This is a genomic window from Streptococcus oralis (assembly GCF_026782345.1).
In the GTDB taxonomy this organism is placed as follows: Bacteria; Bacillota; Bacilli; order Lactobacillales; family Streptococcaceae; genus Streptococcus; species Streptococcus oralis_CK.
Genome location: NZ_JAKUWI010000001.1, coordinates 285,467 through 300,425 on the forward strand (window position 1 = coordinate 285,467; position 14,959 = coordinate 300,425).

At 44.0% G+C, this 14,959-nt stretch carries 13 protein-coding genes; 12 read left to right on the forward strand and 1 reads right to left on the reverse strand.

Going from position 1 to position 14,959, the window contains the following annotated elements; genetic code table 11:
- Nucleotides 1-6 precede the first annotated feature (6 nt).
- Nucleotides 7-2,625 (forward strand): alanine--tRNA ligase, encoded by a 2,619-nt coding sequence (gene alaS, locus MK405_RS01445; RefSeq protein WP_268704100.1) that lies wholly within the window; start codon nucleotides 7-9, stop codon nucleotides 2,623-2,625.
- A gap of 87 nt (nucleotides 2,626-2,712) precedes the next feature.
- Here alaS and MK405_RS01450 read toward each other — a convergent pair whose 3' ends face one another.
- Complete coding sequence (locus MK405_RS01450; protein ID WP_268704101.1) at nucleotides 2,713-4,161, reverse strand: alpha-amylase; 1,449 nt, start codon at nucleotides 4,159-4,161, stop codon at nucleotides 2,713-2,715.
- 270 nt (nucleotides 4,162-4,431) lie between these two features.
- Here MK405_RS01450 and MK405_RS01455 point away from each other — a divergent pair, with 270 nt between their 5' ends.
- The 11 genes from MK405_RS01455 (at nucleotide 4,432) to MK405_RS01505 (ending at nucleotide 14,817) form a co-directional block, all read left to right on the forward strand.
- On the forward strand, nucleotides 4,432-5,595 hold the full coding sequence (locus tag MK405_RS01455) for a class I SAM-dependent rRNA methyltransferase (RefSeq protein WP_268704102.1): 1,164 nt from the start codon (nucleotides 4,432-4,434) through the stop codon (nucleotides 5,593-5,595).
- Nucleotides 5,592-6,269, forward strand: a complete 678-nt coding sequence (gene aroD / locus MK405_RS01460; RefSeq protein ID WP_268704103.1) for a type I 3-dehydroquinate dehydratase — start codon at nucleotides 5,592-5,594, stop codon at nucleotides 6,267-6,269. Before MK405_RS01455 ends, aroD begins: the two co-directional genes overlap by 4 nt.
- Nucleotides 6,259-7,113, forward strand: a complete 855-nt coding sequence (locus tag MK405_RS01465) for a shikimate dehydrogenase (RefSeq protein WP_268704104.1) — start codon at nucleotides 6,259-6,261, stop codon at nucleotides 7,111-7,113. Before aroD ends, MK405_RS01465 begins: the two co-directional genes overlap by 11 nt.
- An 18-nt stretch (nucleotides 7,114-7,131) precedes the next feature.
- On the forward strand, nucleotides 7,132-8,199 hold the full coding sequence (aroB, locus tag MK405_RS01470) for a 3-dehydroquinate synthase (RefSeq protein WP_268704105.1): 1,068 nt from the start codon (nucleotides 7,132-7,134) through the stop codon (nucleotides 8,197-8,199).
- Nucleotides 8,200-8,208: 9 nt separating this feature from the next.
- Nucleotides 8,209-9,375, forward strand: coding sequence for a chorismate synthase (gene aroC / locus MK405_RS01475; protein WP_001269893.1), 1,167 nt, complete (start codon nucleotides 8,209-8,211; stop codon nucleotides 9,373-9,375).
- Between the two features lie 9 nt (nucleotides 9,376-9,384).
- On the forward strand, nucleotides 9,385-10,488 hold the full coding sequence (locus MK405_RS01480) for a prephenate dehydrogenase (RefSeq protein ID WP_268704106.1): 1,104 nt from the start codon (nucleotides 9,385-9,387) through the stop codon (nucleotides 10,486-10,488).
- 10 nt (nucleotides 10,489-10,498) lie between these two features.
- Nucleotides 10,499-10,837 carry a YlbF/YmcA family competence regulator gene (locus MK405_RS01485; protein WP_000065973.1) on the forward strand — a complete coding sequence of 113 codons (339 nt, stop codon included), beginning with the start codon at nucleotides 10,499-10,501 and terminating at the stop codon, nucleotides 10,835-10,837.
- Nucleotides 10,838-10,927: 90 nt separating this feature from the next.
- Nucleotides 10,928-12,211 (forward strand): 3-phosphoshikimate 1-carboxyvinyltransferase, encoded by a 1,284-nt coding sequence (gene aroA / locus MK405_RS01490; protein WP_268704107.1) that lies wholly within the window; start codon nucleotides 10,928-10,930, stop codon nucleotides 12,209-12,211.
- Nucleotides 12,204-12,680, forward strand: a complete 477-nt coding sequence (locus MK405_RS01495) for a shikimate kinase (RefSeq protein WP_268704108.1) — start codon at nucleotides 12,204-12,206, stop codon at nucleotides 12,678-12,680. The genes aroA and MK405_RS01495 overlap by 8 nt, the downstream gene beginning before the upstream one ends.
- Entirely contained in the window at nucleotides 12,677-13,525 is an 849-nt protein-coding gene (pheA, locus tag MK405_RS01500; RefSeq protein WP_268704109.1) for a prephenate dehydratase, read from the forward strand. The genes MK405_RS01495 and pheA overlap by 4 nt, the downstream gene beginning before the upstream one ends.
- Nucleotides 13,522-14,817, forward strand: a complete 1,296-nt coding sequence (locus tag MK405_RS01505; RefSeq protein ID WP_268704110.1) for an LCP family protein — start codon at nucleotides 13,522-13,524, stop codon at nucleotides 14,815-14,817. The genes pheA and MK405_RS01505 overlap by 4 nt, the downstream gene beginning before the upstream one ends.
- Nucleotides 14,818-14,959: the final 142 nt, after the last annotated feature.

Here is a 14,959-nt window from a genome sequence, read left to right on the forward strand (position 1 = left end):
GATATTATGAAACAACTATCTAGTGCTCAAGTTCGCCAAATGTGGCTTGACTTCTGGGCAAGCAAAGGTCACTCTGTAGAACCATCAGTGAGTTTGGTTCCAGTAAACGACCCAACTCTTTTGTGGATCAACTCAGGAGTGGCAACTCTTAAGAAATACTTTGACGGGACTATCAAACCTGAAAATCCACGTATCACCAATGCGCAAAAGGCTATCCGTACCAACGACATCGAAAATGTCGGAAAAACTGCGCGTCACCATACTATGTTTGAAATGTTGGGGAACTTCTCTATCGGGGATTACTTCCGTGATGAAGCTATCACTTGGGCTTATGAGCTTTTGACAAGCCCAGAATGGTTTGATTTTCCAGCTGAAAAACTCTACATGACCTATTACCCTGATGACAAAGATTCATACAATCGTTGGATTGCTGTTGGTGTAGATCCAAGTCACTTGATCCCAATCGAGGATAATTTCTGGGAAATCGGTGCTGGACCTTCTGGACCAGATACAGAGATCTTCTTTGACCGTGGAGAAGCCTTTGATCCAGAAAATATCGGTATTCGTCTTCTTGCAGAAGATATCGAAAATGACCGTTACATCGAAATCTGGAACATCGTTTTGTCACAATTTAACGCAGACCCTGCTGTTCCTCGTAGCGAGTACAAGGAATTACCGCACAAGAACATTGATACGGGAGCTGGTTTGGAGCGTTTGGTGGCGGTTATTCAAGGGGCTAAGACAAACTTTGAAACGGATCTCTTTATGCCGATTATCCGTGAAGTTGAGAAATTGTCTGGTAAGGTCTATGACCAAGATGGCGACAACATGAGCTTCAAGGTCATCGCTGACCACATCCGTTCCCTTTCATTTGCCATCGGTGATGGCGCTCTTCCAGGAAATGAAGGTCGTGGTTATGTACTTCGTCGTCTTCTTCGTCGTGCTTCAATGCATGGCCAAAAATTGGGTATCGACGAGCCTTTCCTTTACAAACTCGTTCCAACTGTTGGAAAAATCATGGAAAGCTACTACCCAGAAGTGCTTGAAAAACGTGACTTTATCGAAAAGATTGTCAAGAGCGAAGAAGAGTCATTTGCTCGTACCCTTCACTCAGGTCAACACTTTGCAGAAACTATCGTAGCAGACTTGAAAGAAAAAGGTCAAACGGTCATTGCTGGTTCAGATGTTTTCAAACTCTACGATACTTATGGATTCCCAGTGGAATTGACAGAAGAAATCGCTGAAGAAGCTGGTATGACTGTAGACCGTGAAGGTTTTGAAGCAGCCATGAAAGAGCAGCAAGAGCGTGCGCGTGCATCTGCTGTTAAGGGTGGCTCAATGGGAATGCAAAATGAAACCCTCCAAAACATTACAGTGGAAAGTGTCTTCAACTACAATGCCAGCCAATTGCCTTCTAAGTTGGTGGCTATTGTAGCTGACAATGCTGAAGTCGAAGCTGTTTCAGAAGGAACTGCCTCTCTCATCTTTGCAGAGACTCCATTCTACGCTGAAATGGGTGGACAGGTAGCTGACCACGGTCAAATATTGGACGAGTCAGGTAAGGTTGTGGCTACTGTAACAGATGTTCAAAAAGCACCAAACGGACAAGCTCTTCATACTGTTGAAGTTCTTGCTCCGCTTGCTTTGAACCAAGAATACACCTTGGCCATCGACAGCAATCGTCGTCACCGTGTCATGAAAAATCACACTGCGACTCACTTGCTTCACGCTGCCCTTCACAATATCCTTGGTCACCATGCGACACAAGCAGGATCTCTGAACGAAGTCGAATTCCTTCGTTTTGACTTCACTCACTTCCAAGCCGTGACTCCAGAAGAATTGCGTGCTATTGAACAACAGGTCAATGAGAAAATCTGGGAAGCAATTGCAGTAGAAACTGTTGAGACAGATATTGACACTGCTAAAGAAATGGGAGCTATGGCCCTCTTTGGTGAGAAATACGGTAAAGAAGTTCGTGTTGTTACGATTGGTGACTACTCAGTGGAACTTTGTGGTGGAACTCACGTTGGCAATACTTCTGAGATTGGACTCTTCAAGATTGTTAAAGAAGAAGGGATTGGATCAGGAACTCGTCGTATCTTGGCAGTAACTGGTAAGGAAGCCTTTGAAGCCTATCGTGAACAAGAAGATGCCCTTAAAGCTGTTGCTGCAACCTTGAAAGCACCTCAACTCAAGGAAGTACCTCATAAAGTAGAAGGACTTCAAGAGCAACTCCGTCAATTGCAAAAAGAAAATGCAGAATTGAAGGAAAAAGTAGCAGCTGCAGCGGCGGGTGATGTCTTCAAGGACGTGAAGGAAGTTAATGGCCACCGTTACATTGCAAGCCAAGTTTCTGTTTCAGATTCAGGTGCCCTTCGTACCTTTGCGGATAACTGGAAACAAAAAGACTACTCTGATGTGCTTGTCCTAGTTGCCGCTATTGGTGACAAGGTCAATGTCCTCGTAGCAAGCAAGACTAAAGATGTACACGCAGGAAACCTGATCAAAGAATTGGCTCCAATCGTCGATGGACGTGGTGGTGGTAAACCAGACATGGCCATGGCAGGAGGAAGCAACCAAGCGAAAATCCAAGAACTCTTGGATGCAGTAGCAGGTAAATTGTAAGACAATAAAGATCTATCCATTTGGGTAGGTCTTTTTGTGCATACAAAAAAGCCAAATCCGGTTGGATTTGACTTGTAACTGATAGGTTTATTTTGCCGCCCAGACACTGACTGAACCCGCTGCTACTGGAAAATCTCCATAACCGTCAGCATCAATTGTGACTAGGTCTTGGTGATTTCCAAGTAAATCTACAAAGGTTTGGTTAGCCCATTCTTGACCAACAAACATGGATTTGCTGTTTTCTTGGTCGTTTGAGATAAGGACTGCGATTGGGGATTGATTTTCAGCGCCTGAGCGTACCCATCCGATACAGTTGGCATCATCAAAGTAGTCTGTTTGCTCTCCATAGGCTCTGTCTTTGCGGATGGCTAGGAGACGGTCAAGAACTTCTCTGAAATCTTGTTGAGCAAATTGCCCTGAAATACCGTAATAATCTCCGTAAAAGACACATGGAAGCCCATCTTGGCGTAATAGAATAAGGGCATAGGCTGCTGGTTTGAACCATTCTTCAACAGTAGACTCAAGGGCCTGTCCTCGTTGGGTATCATGATTGTCAACGAAAGTGACAGCCTTGTCAGGCTTGAGTTCAACCAAGCTATTTGTGAAAATGTTACGAAGGTCATAGCTTGCTCCAGCCCGACTGGCTTCAAAGAGGTTTTGGTGGAGACGAACATCGACAAGGTCAAAGCGTTCTTCCGTTTTTTCAAGATAGTCTAGATTGGCATCCTTCTCTGGGTTCCAAAATTCACCAAAAACATAGAAATCCTCACCGTATTTTTCCTTCATATCACGGATAAAATTGCGCATGAAGAAAGAGTCAATGTGCTTAACGGCATCCAAGCGGAAACCAGCAACACCAGTCGTTTCCATGAACCAGTCAGCCCAGTCATAGATGTTTTGGATGACTTCGGGATGCTTAAAGTCTAGGTCAGCATACATGAGGTAGTCGTAGTTACCGTTTTCGTTATCGACCAATTCCTCGTTGGCCCAGCCCTTATTGTCCCCTTGAATCAGATAAATGCCAGACTTACGGCGCTTTGCATCATAGTCAGTACCTGTGAAGTGGTACCAGTGCCAGTGGAAGTCATTGTAGGTATCTTGGCGACCATCGAAGGTAAAACTAGTCCAGCCATTGATAGTGAAGGGCTCGCTTAGTTGAACGGTACGATCCTCAGGATCCACTTCAATAACCTGAAAGGATTCCATGTGATCGGCTGCAGCCTTGTGATTGAGCACCACATCGGCCATAGGTCGAATTCCCTGAGCCTTTAGGGCTTGAATGGCTTGAAGATAGTCTTCTTTAAACCCATACTTGGTACGGACAGTCCCTTTTTGGTGAAATTCACCTAGGTCAAAAAGATCGTAAACACCATAGCCGACATCTTTTTCGTTGGTTGCCTTGAAGGCAGGTGGCATCCAGACATGGCTGATACCAAGGTTTGCTAGGTGCTCTGCATCATTTGTCAGTCGCGTCCAGTGTTGGCCGTCGTGAGGCAAATACCATTCAAAGTATTGCATAAGTGTCTGATTTTGCATTGTTTTTCCTCTTGCTTATCAATGTTGTGTTTTATTCTACCATAAAGTTTAGAACTAGGCAAACGTTTGCGCAATTTTCTATACTCATTTCTAGAATTGTCTATTTTTAAAGACACTATTTTCTTCCCATTGCTAGAGAAATAATGTTTAGGAGAAAAAATAAATTGAGTAAACTTATTTCTACAAAAATGGCACTTAGTAAACTAAAGTAAAAATGGATAAGCGGTTTCTTTTTTGAGAATTGTCATAAAATTTGCTATAATAGTAGCTATGAATAGAATTAGGGTCAGCAGACGTGTTGAAAAAAAGCTAGCTAAGGGTCTAGTTCTTTTGGAAGCAAGTGATTTAAGAGATATTGATCTGACGGATCAGGCAGTAGAAGTTCTTAGTCAGGACGGGAAGTTTTTAGGGAGTGCCTATCTTTCTCAACAGAACAAGGGAATTGGTTGGTTGGTCGGCAAGGAAAAGGTTAGCTTTAGCCAAATCTTCTTTGAATCTCTGTTTCGTAAGGCAAAGGAAGCTAGAATGCCTTATTATCAAGATGACTTGACCACTGCCTTTCGCCTTTTTAACCAAGAGGGGGATGGTTTTGGTGGTCTGACTGTTGATCTCTATGGAGATTATGCTGTCTTTTCTTGGTACAACTCCTTTGTTTACCAGATTCGGAAGTTGATAGTAAAGGCTTTTAAGGAAGTTTTTCCTGAGGTCTTGGGAGCGTACGAAAAGATTCGTTTTAAAGGTCTAGATTACGAGTCTGCCCATGTTTATGGTGAGGAAGCGCCAGACTATTTTACTGTTCTTGAGAATGGCGTGCTCTATCAAGTCTTTATGAATGATGGCTTGATGACAGGTATTTTCCTGGACCAACATGAGGTTCGTGGGAGTTTGGTGGATGGTCTAGCCATGGGTAAATCCTTGCTCAATATGTTTTCCTATACGGCTGCCTTTTCAGTTGCTGCAGCTATGGGAGGCGCCAGTGAGACGACTTCTGTCGACTTGGCCAAACGATCGAGAGAGCTATCAGAAGCTCATTTTCAGGCAAATGGATTCAGTACGGACAATCACCGTTTTATCGTCATGGATGTCTTTGAATACTTCAAGTATGCTAAGCGAAAAGGATTGACCTATGATGTGATTGTCCTAGATCCGCCGAGCTTTGCCCGCAATAAAAAACAAACATTTTCTGTGGCGAAGGACTATCACAAGCTGATTTCCCAGAGTCTAGAAATTTTAAATCCGGGAGGGATTATCATTGCAAGTACTAATGCTGCCAATGTTTCCCGCCAGAAATTTACAGAACAAATTGATAAAGGTTTTGCAGGAAGAAGGTATCAGATCTTGAACCAATATGGTCTTCCAGCTGACTTTGCCCATAATAAAAAAGATGAAAGCAGTAATTACCTCAAGGTGATTAGTATGAAGGTTAGTAAATGAAATTAGTCGTCTCAGTAATGCCAAGAAGTTTAGAAGAAGCGCAAGAACTGGATGCCACTAGGTATGAAGATGCCGATATCATTGAGTGGCGTGCGGACTTTCTTGCAAAGGACGCTATTTTAAAGGTAGCACCCGCTATCTTTGAGAAATTTGCAGGACGCGAACTGGTCTTTACCCTTCGGACTCGCGCTGAGGGAGGAGAAATCGAACTTTCCTCAGAAGAGTATGTTCAAATCATCAAGGAAGTTACTCAGCTTTATCAGCCGGATTATGTAGATTTTGAGTATTTCAGCTACGAGGACGTTTTTGAGGAAATGTTGGATTTTCCAAATCTTGTTTTGAGTTACCATAATTTCCAGGAGACACCTGAAAACATGATGGAAATTTTGTCTGAGTTGACCAGTCTCTCTCCGAAAGTGGTCAAGGTATCAGTTATGGCCCATACGGAGCAGGATGTTTTAGACCTGATGAATTACACTCGAGGATTTAAAACACTCAACCCTGAGCAAGAGTACGTGACCATTTCCATGGGGAAAATGGGCAAGGTATCCCGTATCACTTCAGATGTGACGGGTTCAAGTTGGTCATTTGCTAGTCTGGATGAAGCGAGTGCCCCAGGTCAGATTTCGCTATCAAACATGAAGAAAATTAGGGAGATTTTGGATGAAGCTTGATGGCTATACACGTATGGCGGCTGTCGTTGCAAATCCTATTAAACACTCTATCTCCCCTTTCATCCACAATAGGGCCTTTGAGGCGACAGCTATTAATGGTGCCTATGTAGCTTGGGAAATTGAAGCGGGTGATTTGGCAGAAACAGTCGCCAATATTCGCCGTTACCAGATGTTTGGCATCAACCTGTCTATGCCTTACAAGGAGCAGGTGATTCCTTATCTGGATGAGTTGAGTGATGAGGCTCGTTTGATTGGGGCGGTCAACACAGTTGTCAATCATAATGGCACTTTAATTGGATATAATACAGATGGCAAGGGATTTTTTAAGAGCTTGCCTTCTTTTACAATTTCGGATAAGAAAATGACCATTCTGGGGGCAGGTGGTGCGGCCAAGTCCATTTTGGCGCAGGCTATTTTGGATGGCGTCAGTCAGATTTCAGTCTTTGTTCGTTCAGTTTCCATGGAAAAAACAAGACCTTATCTAGACAAGTTGCAGGAGCAAACAGGATTTAAAGTGGACTTGTATGCTTTAGAAGATCTTTCTGTACTACAATCAAGGATTGCCGATTCGCACTTACTAGTCAATGCCACCAGTGTGGGCATGGATGGCAAATCATCCCCAGTTCCTGAAAGCATAGTCTTACCAGAGGCTCTATTGGTGGCAGATATTATTTACCAACCCTTTGAGACCCCATTTTTGAAATGGGCTAGAAGTCAGGGCAATTCAGCTGTCAATGGTCTAGGAATGTTGCTCTATCAAGCTGCTGAAGCTTTTCAACTGTGGACAGGTAAAGAAATGCCGACAGACGAGATTTGGCAGTCCTTGACAGAAAAATACCAATAATGAAAAGGAGAACCTACTATGAAAATCAGAATCGATATTCCGCATCATCCTTATGATATTCAGATTGAAAAAGGTTGTCTATCGCAAGCAGGTCAATGGTTGCGAGAACTCTGGCAACAGCAAAAAGTGGTTATCGTAACAGACAACCGCGTGGCCTCACTCTACGCGGAGAAGGTCAAGCTCAGCCTAGAAGATGCTGGTTTTCAGGTAGCTGTTTTTGACTTTTTAGAAGGTGAAGAAAGAAAGAATTTAACTACTGTTCAGAAGGTCTATGAATTTCTAGTCAAGCAAGGTCTGACTCGTAGCGATGGGATTGTGGCCCTTGGTGGTGGTGTCGTTGGGGACCTGGCTGGCTTTGTAGCCTCTACCTATATGCGGGGCATTCACTTTGTTCAGATTCCGACTAGTTTGACAGCCCAGGTTGATTCTTCTATCGGTGGAAAGACAGGTGTCAATACTCCTTTTGCTAAAAATATGGTGGGAACTTTTGCTCAACCAGATGGGGTTCTGATTGACCCGCTGGTCCTTGAAACACTCGGGAAAAGAGAGTTGATTGAAGGAATGGGTGAGGTTATCAAGTATGGCTTGATTGAGGATCCAGAACTATGGGCTTTCTTGACCGAGTTAGATGGTTCTGTGGAGAGCATTTTGGAACATGCAGAGACCTTGATTGAACATTCTTGCCAAGTTAAGCGCAAGATGGTAGTTGAGGATGAATTGGACAACGGTGTCCGCCTTTACCTCAATTTTGGCCACACCATTGGTCATGCCATAGAAGCAACGGCAGGCTATGGCAAGGTCATGCATGGAGAAGCCGTAGCCATGGGAATGGTGCAGATTTCCAAGGTTGCTGAGGAAAAAGGTCTTATGCCAGAAGGAATAACCCAGTCCATCACAGCTATGTGTCAGAAATTTGGTTTGCCAGTTGATTATGAAAACTGGGATGTTGACAAGCTTTATCAGGCTTTGACTCATGACAAGAAGGCACGTGGCAACACCTTGAAATTGGTCTTGGTACCAGAGCTTGGTTCAGCGACCATTCACCCAGTTTCCCTGGAAGAGATGAAAGACTACTTGGTAAAATAAGGAGAACGTATGAGATATTTAACTGCAGGAGAATCACACGGCCCCCGTCTGACGGCAATTATTGAAGGAATTCCAGCGGGCCTTCCTTTAACAGTAGAGGACATCAATGAGGATCTGAAACGCCGTCAGGGTGGCTACGGTCGTGGTGGCCGTATGAAGATTGAGAGTGACCAGGTTGTCTTCACCTCAGGTGTTCGCCACGGGAAAACGACAGGGGCTCCCATTACAATGGATGTCATCAATAAGGACCACCAGAAATGGCTGGATATCATGTCTGCAGAGGACATTGAAGACCGCCTTAAAAGCAAGCGAAAAATTACCCATCCTCGCCCAGGTCATGCCGATTTAGTTGGGGGCATCAAGTACCGTTTTGATGATTTGCGAAATTCTTTGGAACGTTCATCAGCTCGTGAAACCACCATGCGAGTTGCTGTTGGGGCAGTAGCCAAACGTCTCTTAGCTGAGCTAGATATGGAGATTGCCAACCATGTCGTGGTCTTTGGTGGTAAGGAAATCGATGTACCTGAAAATCTAACAGTCGCTGAGATTAAGGAACGAGCTGCCCAGTCTGAAGTTTCTATTGTCAACCAAGAGCGGGAACAGGAAATCAAGGACTATATTGACCAAATCAAACGTGACGGTGATACCATCGGTGGGGTTGTGGAGACAGTCGTCGGAGGTGTTCCAGTTGGTCTTGGTTCCTATGTCCAATGGGACAGAAAATTGGATGCGCGATTGGCCCAAGCAGTTGTTTCTATCAATGCCTTTAAAGGGGTGGAATTTGGTCTTGGATTTGAAGCTGGTTACCGCAAAGGCAGCCAAGTTATGGATGAAATTCTCTGGTCTAAAGAAGACGGCTATACTCGTCGTACCAATAATCTAGGTGGTTTCGAAGGTGGTATGACCAATGGGCAACCCATTGTTGTTCGTGGTGTTATGAAACCCATTCCCACTCTCTATAAACCACTCATGAGTGTGGATATCGAAACCCACGAACCTTACAAGGCAACCGTGGAGAGAAGTGATCCGACCGCCCTTCCAGCAGCAGGTGTGGTCATGGAAGCCGTTGTGGCAACGGTTCTGGCACAAGAAATCCTTGAAAAATTCTCATCTGACAATCTAGAGGAATTAAAAGAGGCAGTTGCCAAGCACCGAGACTATACAAAGAACTATTAAGGAGTCCTTATGGCAAAAACCATCTATATCGCAGGTCTCGGTTTGATTGGTGCTTCGATGGCACTCGGTATCAAGCGTGATCATCCTGATTATGAAATTTTGGGTTATAATCGCAGTCAGGCTTCGAGAGACATTGCCTTGGAGCGAGGTATGATAGACCGTGCGACGGATGATTTTGCCAGTTTCGCTCCCCTAGCAGATGTCATCATTCTGACCTTGCCAATCAAACAGACCATTGCTTTTATTAAGGAGCTGGCAGATTTAGATTTGAAAGAAGGTGTCATTATCTCGGATGCCGGCTCGACCAAGTCAGCCATCGTGGATGCAGCGGAGCAGTATTTGGCTGGCAAACCTGTTCGATTTGTCGGGGCCCATCCCATGGCTGGTAGCCACAAGACAGGGGCTGCCTCTGCAGATGTTAATCTCTTTGAGAATGCCTACTATATCTTCACACCTTCGAGCCTGACAAGTCCTGATACACTTGAGGAAATGAAAGATCTGCTTTCAGGCCTTCATGCTCGTTTTATCGAGATTGATGCCAAGGAGCATGATCGGGTGACTTCTCAGATTAGCCATTTTCCTCATATTCTGGCTTCCAATCTCATGGAGCAGACAGCAGTTTATGCTCAAGAACATGAGATGGCAAGGCGCTTTGCGGCAGGTGGATTTCGAGATATGACTCGCATTGCGGAAAGCGAGCCAGGTATGTGGACTTCTATTCTCTTGTCCAATCGTGAGACTATTCTGGATCGAATTGAGGATTTCAAGGAACGCTTAGATGAGATTGGTCAGGCCATTAGCCAGGGTGAAGAAGAGCAGATTTGGAACTTTTTCAATCAAGCGCGTGCGCAACGTCAGGCCATGGAAATCCATAAACGTGGTGGTGTGGATAGCTCTTATGACCTCTATGTCGACGTTCCCGATGAAGAAGATGTCATCTTGCGAATTTTGGAATTGCTACGAGGAACTTCCTTGGTCAACATTCACATCAACGAAGAAAACCGTGAGGATGTTCACGGGATTCTCCAAATTTCCTTTAAAAATGCTCAGGATCTAGAACGTGCTGAGCGCTTAATTTCAGAAAATACGGACTACACAGTCGTCATCAAATAAGGAGAAAATCATGTCAAATATTTACGATAGTGCAAATGAACTTAGTCGCGGGTTACGCGAATTACCAGAATACAAGGCGGTCAAGGCAGCAAAAGATGCCATCCAAGCTGATGAACAAGCTAGCAAGATTTTTGCAGACTACCTCGCTTTCCAGCAAGAAATCCAAGTCATGGCGCAAACGGGACAAATGCCAGACGCCTCTTTCCAAGAAAAGATGCAGTCTTTCAGCAAACAAATCCAAGAGAACGCTCTTTTGTCAGATTTCTTTGCCAAACAGCAACAATTGTCCATTTACCTTTCAGACATTGAAAAAATTGTCTTTGAACCTGTTTCAGAATTATTGAAATAGTATTTTATCTGTATAAAAGCCAGAAATTTCAGGAATTTCTGGCTTTTTTGTGATAAAATAAGAAAAAGTATTGCAAGTATGAGGTCAACTATGAAATTAAAAACAAACATTCGCCACTTACATGGCAGTATCCGGGTTCCAGGTGACAAGTCTATCAGCCACCGTTCGATTATTTTTGGAAGTTTGGCTGAGGGCGAGACTAAGGTTTATGATATTCTGCGTGGAGAGGATGTGCTTTCGACTATTCAAGTTTTTCGTGACCTTGGTGTTGAAATTGAGGATAAGGATGGGGTTATTACCATTCAAGGTGTGGGTATGGACGGCTTAAAAGAGCCGCAAAACGCCCTTGATATGGGTAATTCTGGGACCTCGATTCGCCTGATTTCAGGTGTGCTTGCTGGAGCAGACTTCGAAGTAGAGATGTTTGGAGATGATAGTCTTTCTAAACGTCCTATGGATCGTGTGACGATTCCATTGAAAAAAATGGGCGTTAGCATTTCAGGGCAAACTGAGCGAGACCTGCCCCCTCTTTACTTAAAAGGGACGAAAAAACTTACACCGATTCACTATGAATTGCCAATTGCCTCTGCTCAAGTCAAGTCTGCCTTGATATTTGCAGCCTTGCAGGCTCAGGGGGAGTCCGTGATTATCGAGAAAGAATGTACTCGTAACCACACCGAAGATATGCTACAGCAATTTGGTGGCCATTTAAGTGTGGATGGCAAGAAAATCACAGTTCAAGGACCACAAAAACTGATCGGACAAAAGGTAGTTGTTCCAGGAGATATTTCCAGTGCAGCCTTTTGGTTGGTCGCAGGTTTGATTGTTCCAAACTCTCGTGTGGTGCTGCAGAATGTGGGCATCAATGAAACGCGTACTGGTATTATTGATGTCATTCGCGCCATGGGTGGGAAATTGGAAATAAATGAAATCGATCCAGTTGCTAAATCAGCAACCCTGACTGTCGAGTCTTCAGACCTCAAAGGAACGGAGATAGGTGGATCCTTGATTCCACGCTTGATTGATGAATTACCCATTATTGCTCTTCTCGCGACACAAGCGCAAGGTGTAACAGTCATTAAGGATGCTGAGGAACTCAAGGTCAAGGAAACAGACCGCATTCAGGTGGTGGCAGATGCCTTAAATAGCATGGGGGCGGATATCACTCCTACAGCAGACGGGATGATTATCAAAGGGAAATCAAGACTTCATGGCGCTAGAGTGAATACGTTTGGTGACCACCGTATCGGGATGATGACGGCCATTGCAGCTCTCTTGGTTGCAGATGGAGAAGTGGAACTTGACCGTGCTGAAGCCATCAATACCAGCTATCCTAGCTTCTTTGATGATTTGGAGAGTTTGATTCATGGCTAAGGTATTACTCGGATTTATGGGGGCAGGCAAGTCTACAATCGCTAGAGGATTAGACCCAGACTACATCGATATGGATGCCTTAATCGAGGAACGTTTGGGCATGTCCATTGCGGATTTCTTCGCTGAAAAAGGAGAAGTGGCCTTTCGTCAAGTAGAGTCAGAAGTCCTAGCTGACTTACTAAAAACGGACCGAGTTGTGTCAACTGGCGGAGGAGTTGTCATTTCTCAGAGAAATCGTGACTTGCTCAAAACCAATCCTGAAAACATCTACCTAAAAGCAGATTTTGAAACCCTCTACCAACGTATCGCAGCTGATAAGGACAATCAGCGCCCGCTCTTTCTTAACAAAAGTAAGGAAGAACTAGCAAGCATTTTCCAAGAAAGACAGGCCTGGTATGAGGAAGTAGCCAGTTGGGTTTTGGATGTGACCAAGTTAAGCCCAGAGGAAATTATAGAGGAACTGAGATGAAAATTGCCTATCTAGGTCCCAAGGGATCTTTTTCGCATCATGTTGTGCAGACAGCCTTTCCCAAAGAGGAATTGCAGGCTTTTGCCAATATCACAGATGTCATCAAGGCTTATGAGCAAGGTTTCGTGGACTATTCTGTGGTACCAGTTGAAAACTCCATTGAAGGTAGTGTCCATGAAAGCTTGGATTATCTTTTTCATCAGTCTCGCATCCAAGCAGTTGCAGAAATCGTTCAGCCCATTCATCAGCAGTTGATGGCAGTTCCAGGTCAGTCAAAAATTGAGAAGATTTTTTCCCATCCTCAGGCTTTGGCTCAAGGAAAGAAATTCATCGACAAACACTATCCAGAGGCTAAAATAGAGGTGACTGCTAGTACCGCCTATGCGGCCCGCTTTATTTCGGAACATCCAGCCCAGCCATACGCAGCCATTGCTCCTAAAAGTTCAGCTGAAGAATATGGCTTGGAATTAATTGCTGAGGATATTCAAGAAATGGAAGCCAATTTCACACGTTTTTGGGTGTTAGGGGCAGAGATACCGATGATTCCTTTGAACTCGCAAGCTGAAAAAATGAGTTTGGCCTTGACCTTACCGGACAACCTACCTGGTGCTCTTTACAAGGCACTTTCGACCTTTGCTTGGAGAGGAATTGACTTAACAAAGATTGAGAGTCGCCCCCTTAAGACAGCCTTGGGAGAATACTTTTTCATTATCGATGTAGACTATAGTGACAAAGAACTGGTTTATTTTGCCAGACAAGAACTAGAGGCCATTGGGATCCAGCACAAGATACTGGGGACCTACCCGATTTTTACCATAACTGATTTAGAAAAGGAGAGTCAATGAGCAAAGAAAATCCTTTAAGTCATCACGAGCAGTTACGTTATGACTATCTCTTCAAAAATATTCATTACCTCAACGACCGTGAACGGAGGGAATTTGATTATCTGCAACAGAAAATGGCAGGTCCCAAGTCTGAAGTTCACCATTTCTATCAAGAAGAAAAAGAAGAAACTTGGGGTAGAGATATTGATCTTCCGACTTATGGCAGTAGAAGTCGATCTAAGAGACATGAAAAGGTAGCTCCTCTGCCTAAAGTCAAAAAGAAAAAAAGAAGAATTCGCTTCAAACGAATACTGACTTGGTTCTTGCTGTTGATTACATGTGTGGCTGCAGGGATGATTTTCATGTTTCTTCGAGGGTTCCAGTCAGCGGCCAATCCAACAAATAAGCCAGCTGACGCCAAGGCAGCTCAAGTAGAGGCCTTTAACGGTCAGGATACCAAAGACGGTGTGAATATTTTAGTGATGGGGACAGATGGCCGTATCGGTCAAAATAGTGCAGAAACCCGTACCGATACGATCATGGTACTAAATGTCAGCGGATCGGATAAGAAGATCAAGCTAGTCAGCTTCATGCGTGACAACCTAGTTTATATCGACGGGTATAGTAAGATTGTGAATAGCCAGAAACAAACGGATAACAAACTAAATGTTGCTTATGAACTTGGGGAACAAGAAGGGCAAAAAGGTGCTGAAATGGTCCGCAAGGTTCTAAAAGACAACTTTGATTTGGATATTAAGTACTATGCTCTAGTTGACTTTCAGGCCTTTGCAACAGCTATTGATACCCTCTTCCCTGACGGAGTAACGATTGATGCTCAATTCTCAACATTGAATGGTCAACCTTTGACAGAAGCCACAGTTGGAGATGACCTTCATGCAACAGAGACAGAATCGCCAACCCAAACCATCAAAGTTGGAAAACAGCAGATGAATGGATCCACCTTGCTGAACTATGCTCGCTTCCGTGATGATGATGAGGGAGACTACGGTCGTACCAAACGTCAGCAACAAGTGATGTCAGCTGTTCTTGAGCAAATCAAAGATCCAACCAAGCTCTTTACGGGATCAGAGGCACTTGGAAAAGTCTTTGGCATGACATCAACAAATCTACCGTATAGCTTTTTGTTGACCAATGGCTTATCTGTCCTAGAAGGTGCTCAAAATGGAATTGAAAGACTCACAGTACCAGAACTTGGTGATTGGGTAGATGCTTATGATGTCTATGGAGGGCAAGGTCTTCTTGTCGATCAAAATAAATACCAGACCAAACTCGCTCAGATGGGGATGAGATAAAAGGTGATAAATGAAAATCAAAGTTTGATTCACTAATGAAATGGTGGTCGGAGCTTTGGTTTTTCTTACTATCTGATAGATTTTTAAGGCTTTTTTATGGTATAATAAAATGATATAACTCGTTATTGGACAGAAGAGGAGA

Coding starts and splice junctions, on each gene's coding strand:
- MK405_RS01480 (WP_268704106.1), top strand. CDS start 9,385: ATGGCAAAAACCATCTATATCGCAGGTCTCGGTTTGATTGGTGCTTCG.
- MK405_RS01455 (WP_268704102.1), top strand. CDS start 4,432: ATGAATAGAATTAGGGTCAGCAGACGTGTTGAAAAAAAGCTAGCTAAG.
- pheA (WP_268704109.1), top strand. CDS start 12,677: ATGAAAATTGCCTATCTAGGTCCCAAGGGATCTTTTTCGCATCATGTT.
- aroD (WP_268704103.1), top strand. CDS start 5,592: ATGAAATTAGTCGTCTCAGTAATGCCAAGAAGTTTAGAAGAAGCGCAA.
- aroC (WP_001269893.1), top strand. CDS start 8,209: ATGAGATATTTAACTGCAGGAGAATCACACGGCCCCCGTCTGACGGCA.
- MK405_RS01495 (WP_268704108.1), top strand. CDS start 12,204: ATGGCTAAGGTATTACTCGGATTTATGGGGGCAGGCAAGTCTACAATC.
- aroB (WP_268704105.1), top strand. CDS start 7,132: ATGAAAATCAGAATCGATATTCCGCATCATCCTTATGATATTCAGATT.
- MK405_RS01465 (WP_268704104.1), top strand. CDS start 6,259: ATGAAGCTTGATGGCTATACACGTATGGCGGCTGTCGTTGCAAATCCT.
- alaS (WP_268704100.1), top strand. CDS start 7: ATGAAACAACTATCTAGTGCTCAAGTTCGCCAAATGTGGCTTGACTTC.
- aroA (WP_268704107.1), top strand. CDS start 10,928: ATGAAATTAAAAACAAACATTCGCCACTTACATGGCAGTATCCGGGTT.
- MK405_RS01505 (WP_268704110.1), top strand. CDS start 13,522: ATGAGCAAAGAAAATCCTTTAAGTCATCACGAGCAGTTACGTTATGAC.
- MK405_RS01450 (WP_268704101.1), bottom strand. CDS start 4,161: ATGCAAAATCAGACACTTATGCAATACTTTGAATGGTATTTGCCTCAC.
- MK405_RS01485 (WP_000065973.1), top strand. CDS start 10,499: ATGTCAAATATTTACGATAGTGCAAATGAACTTAGTCGCGGGTTACGC.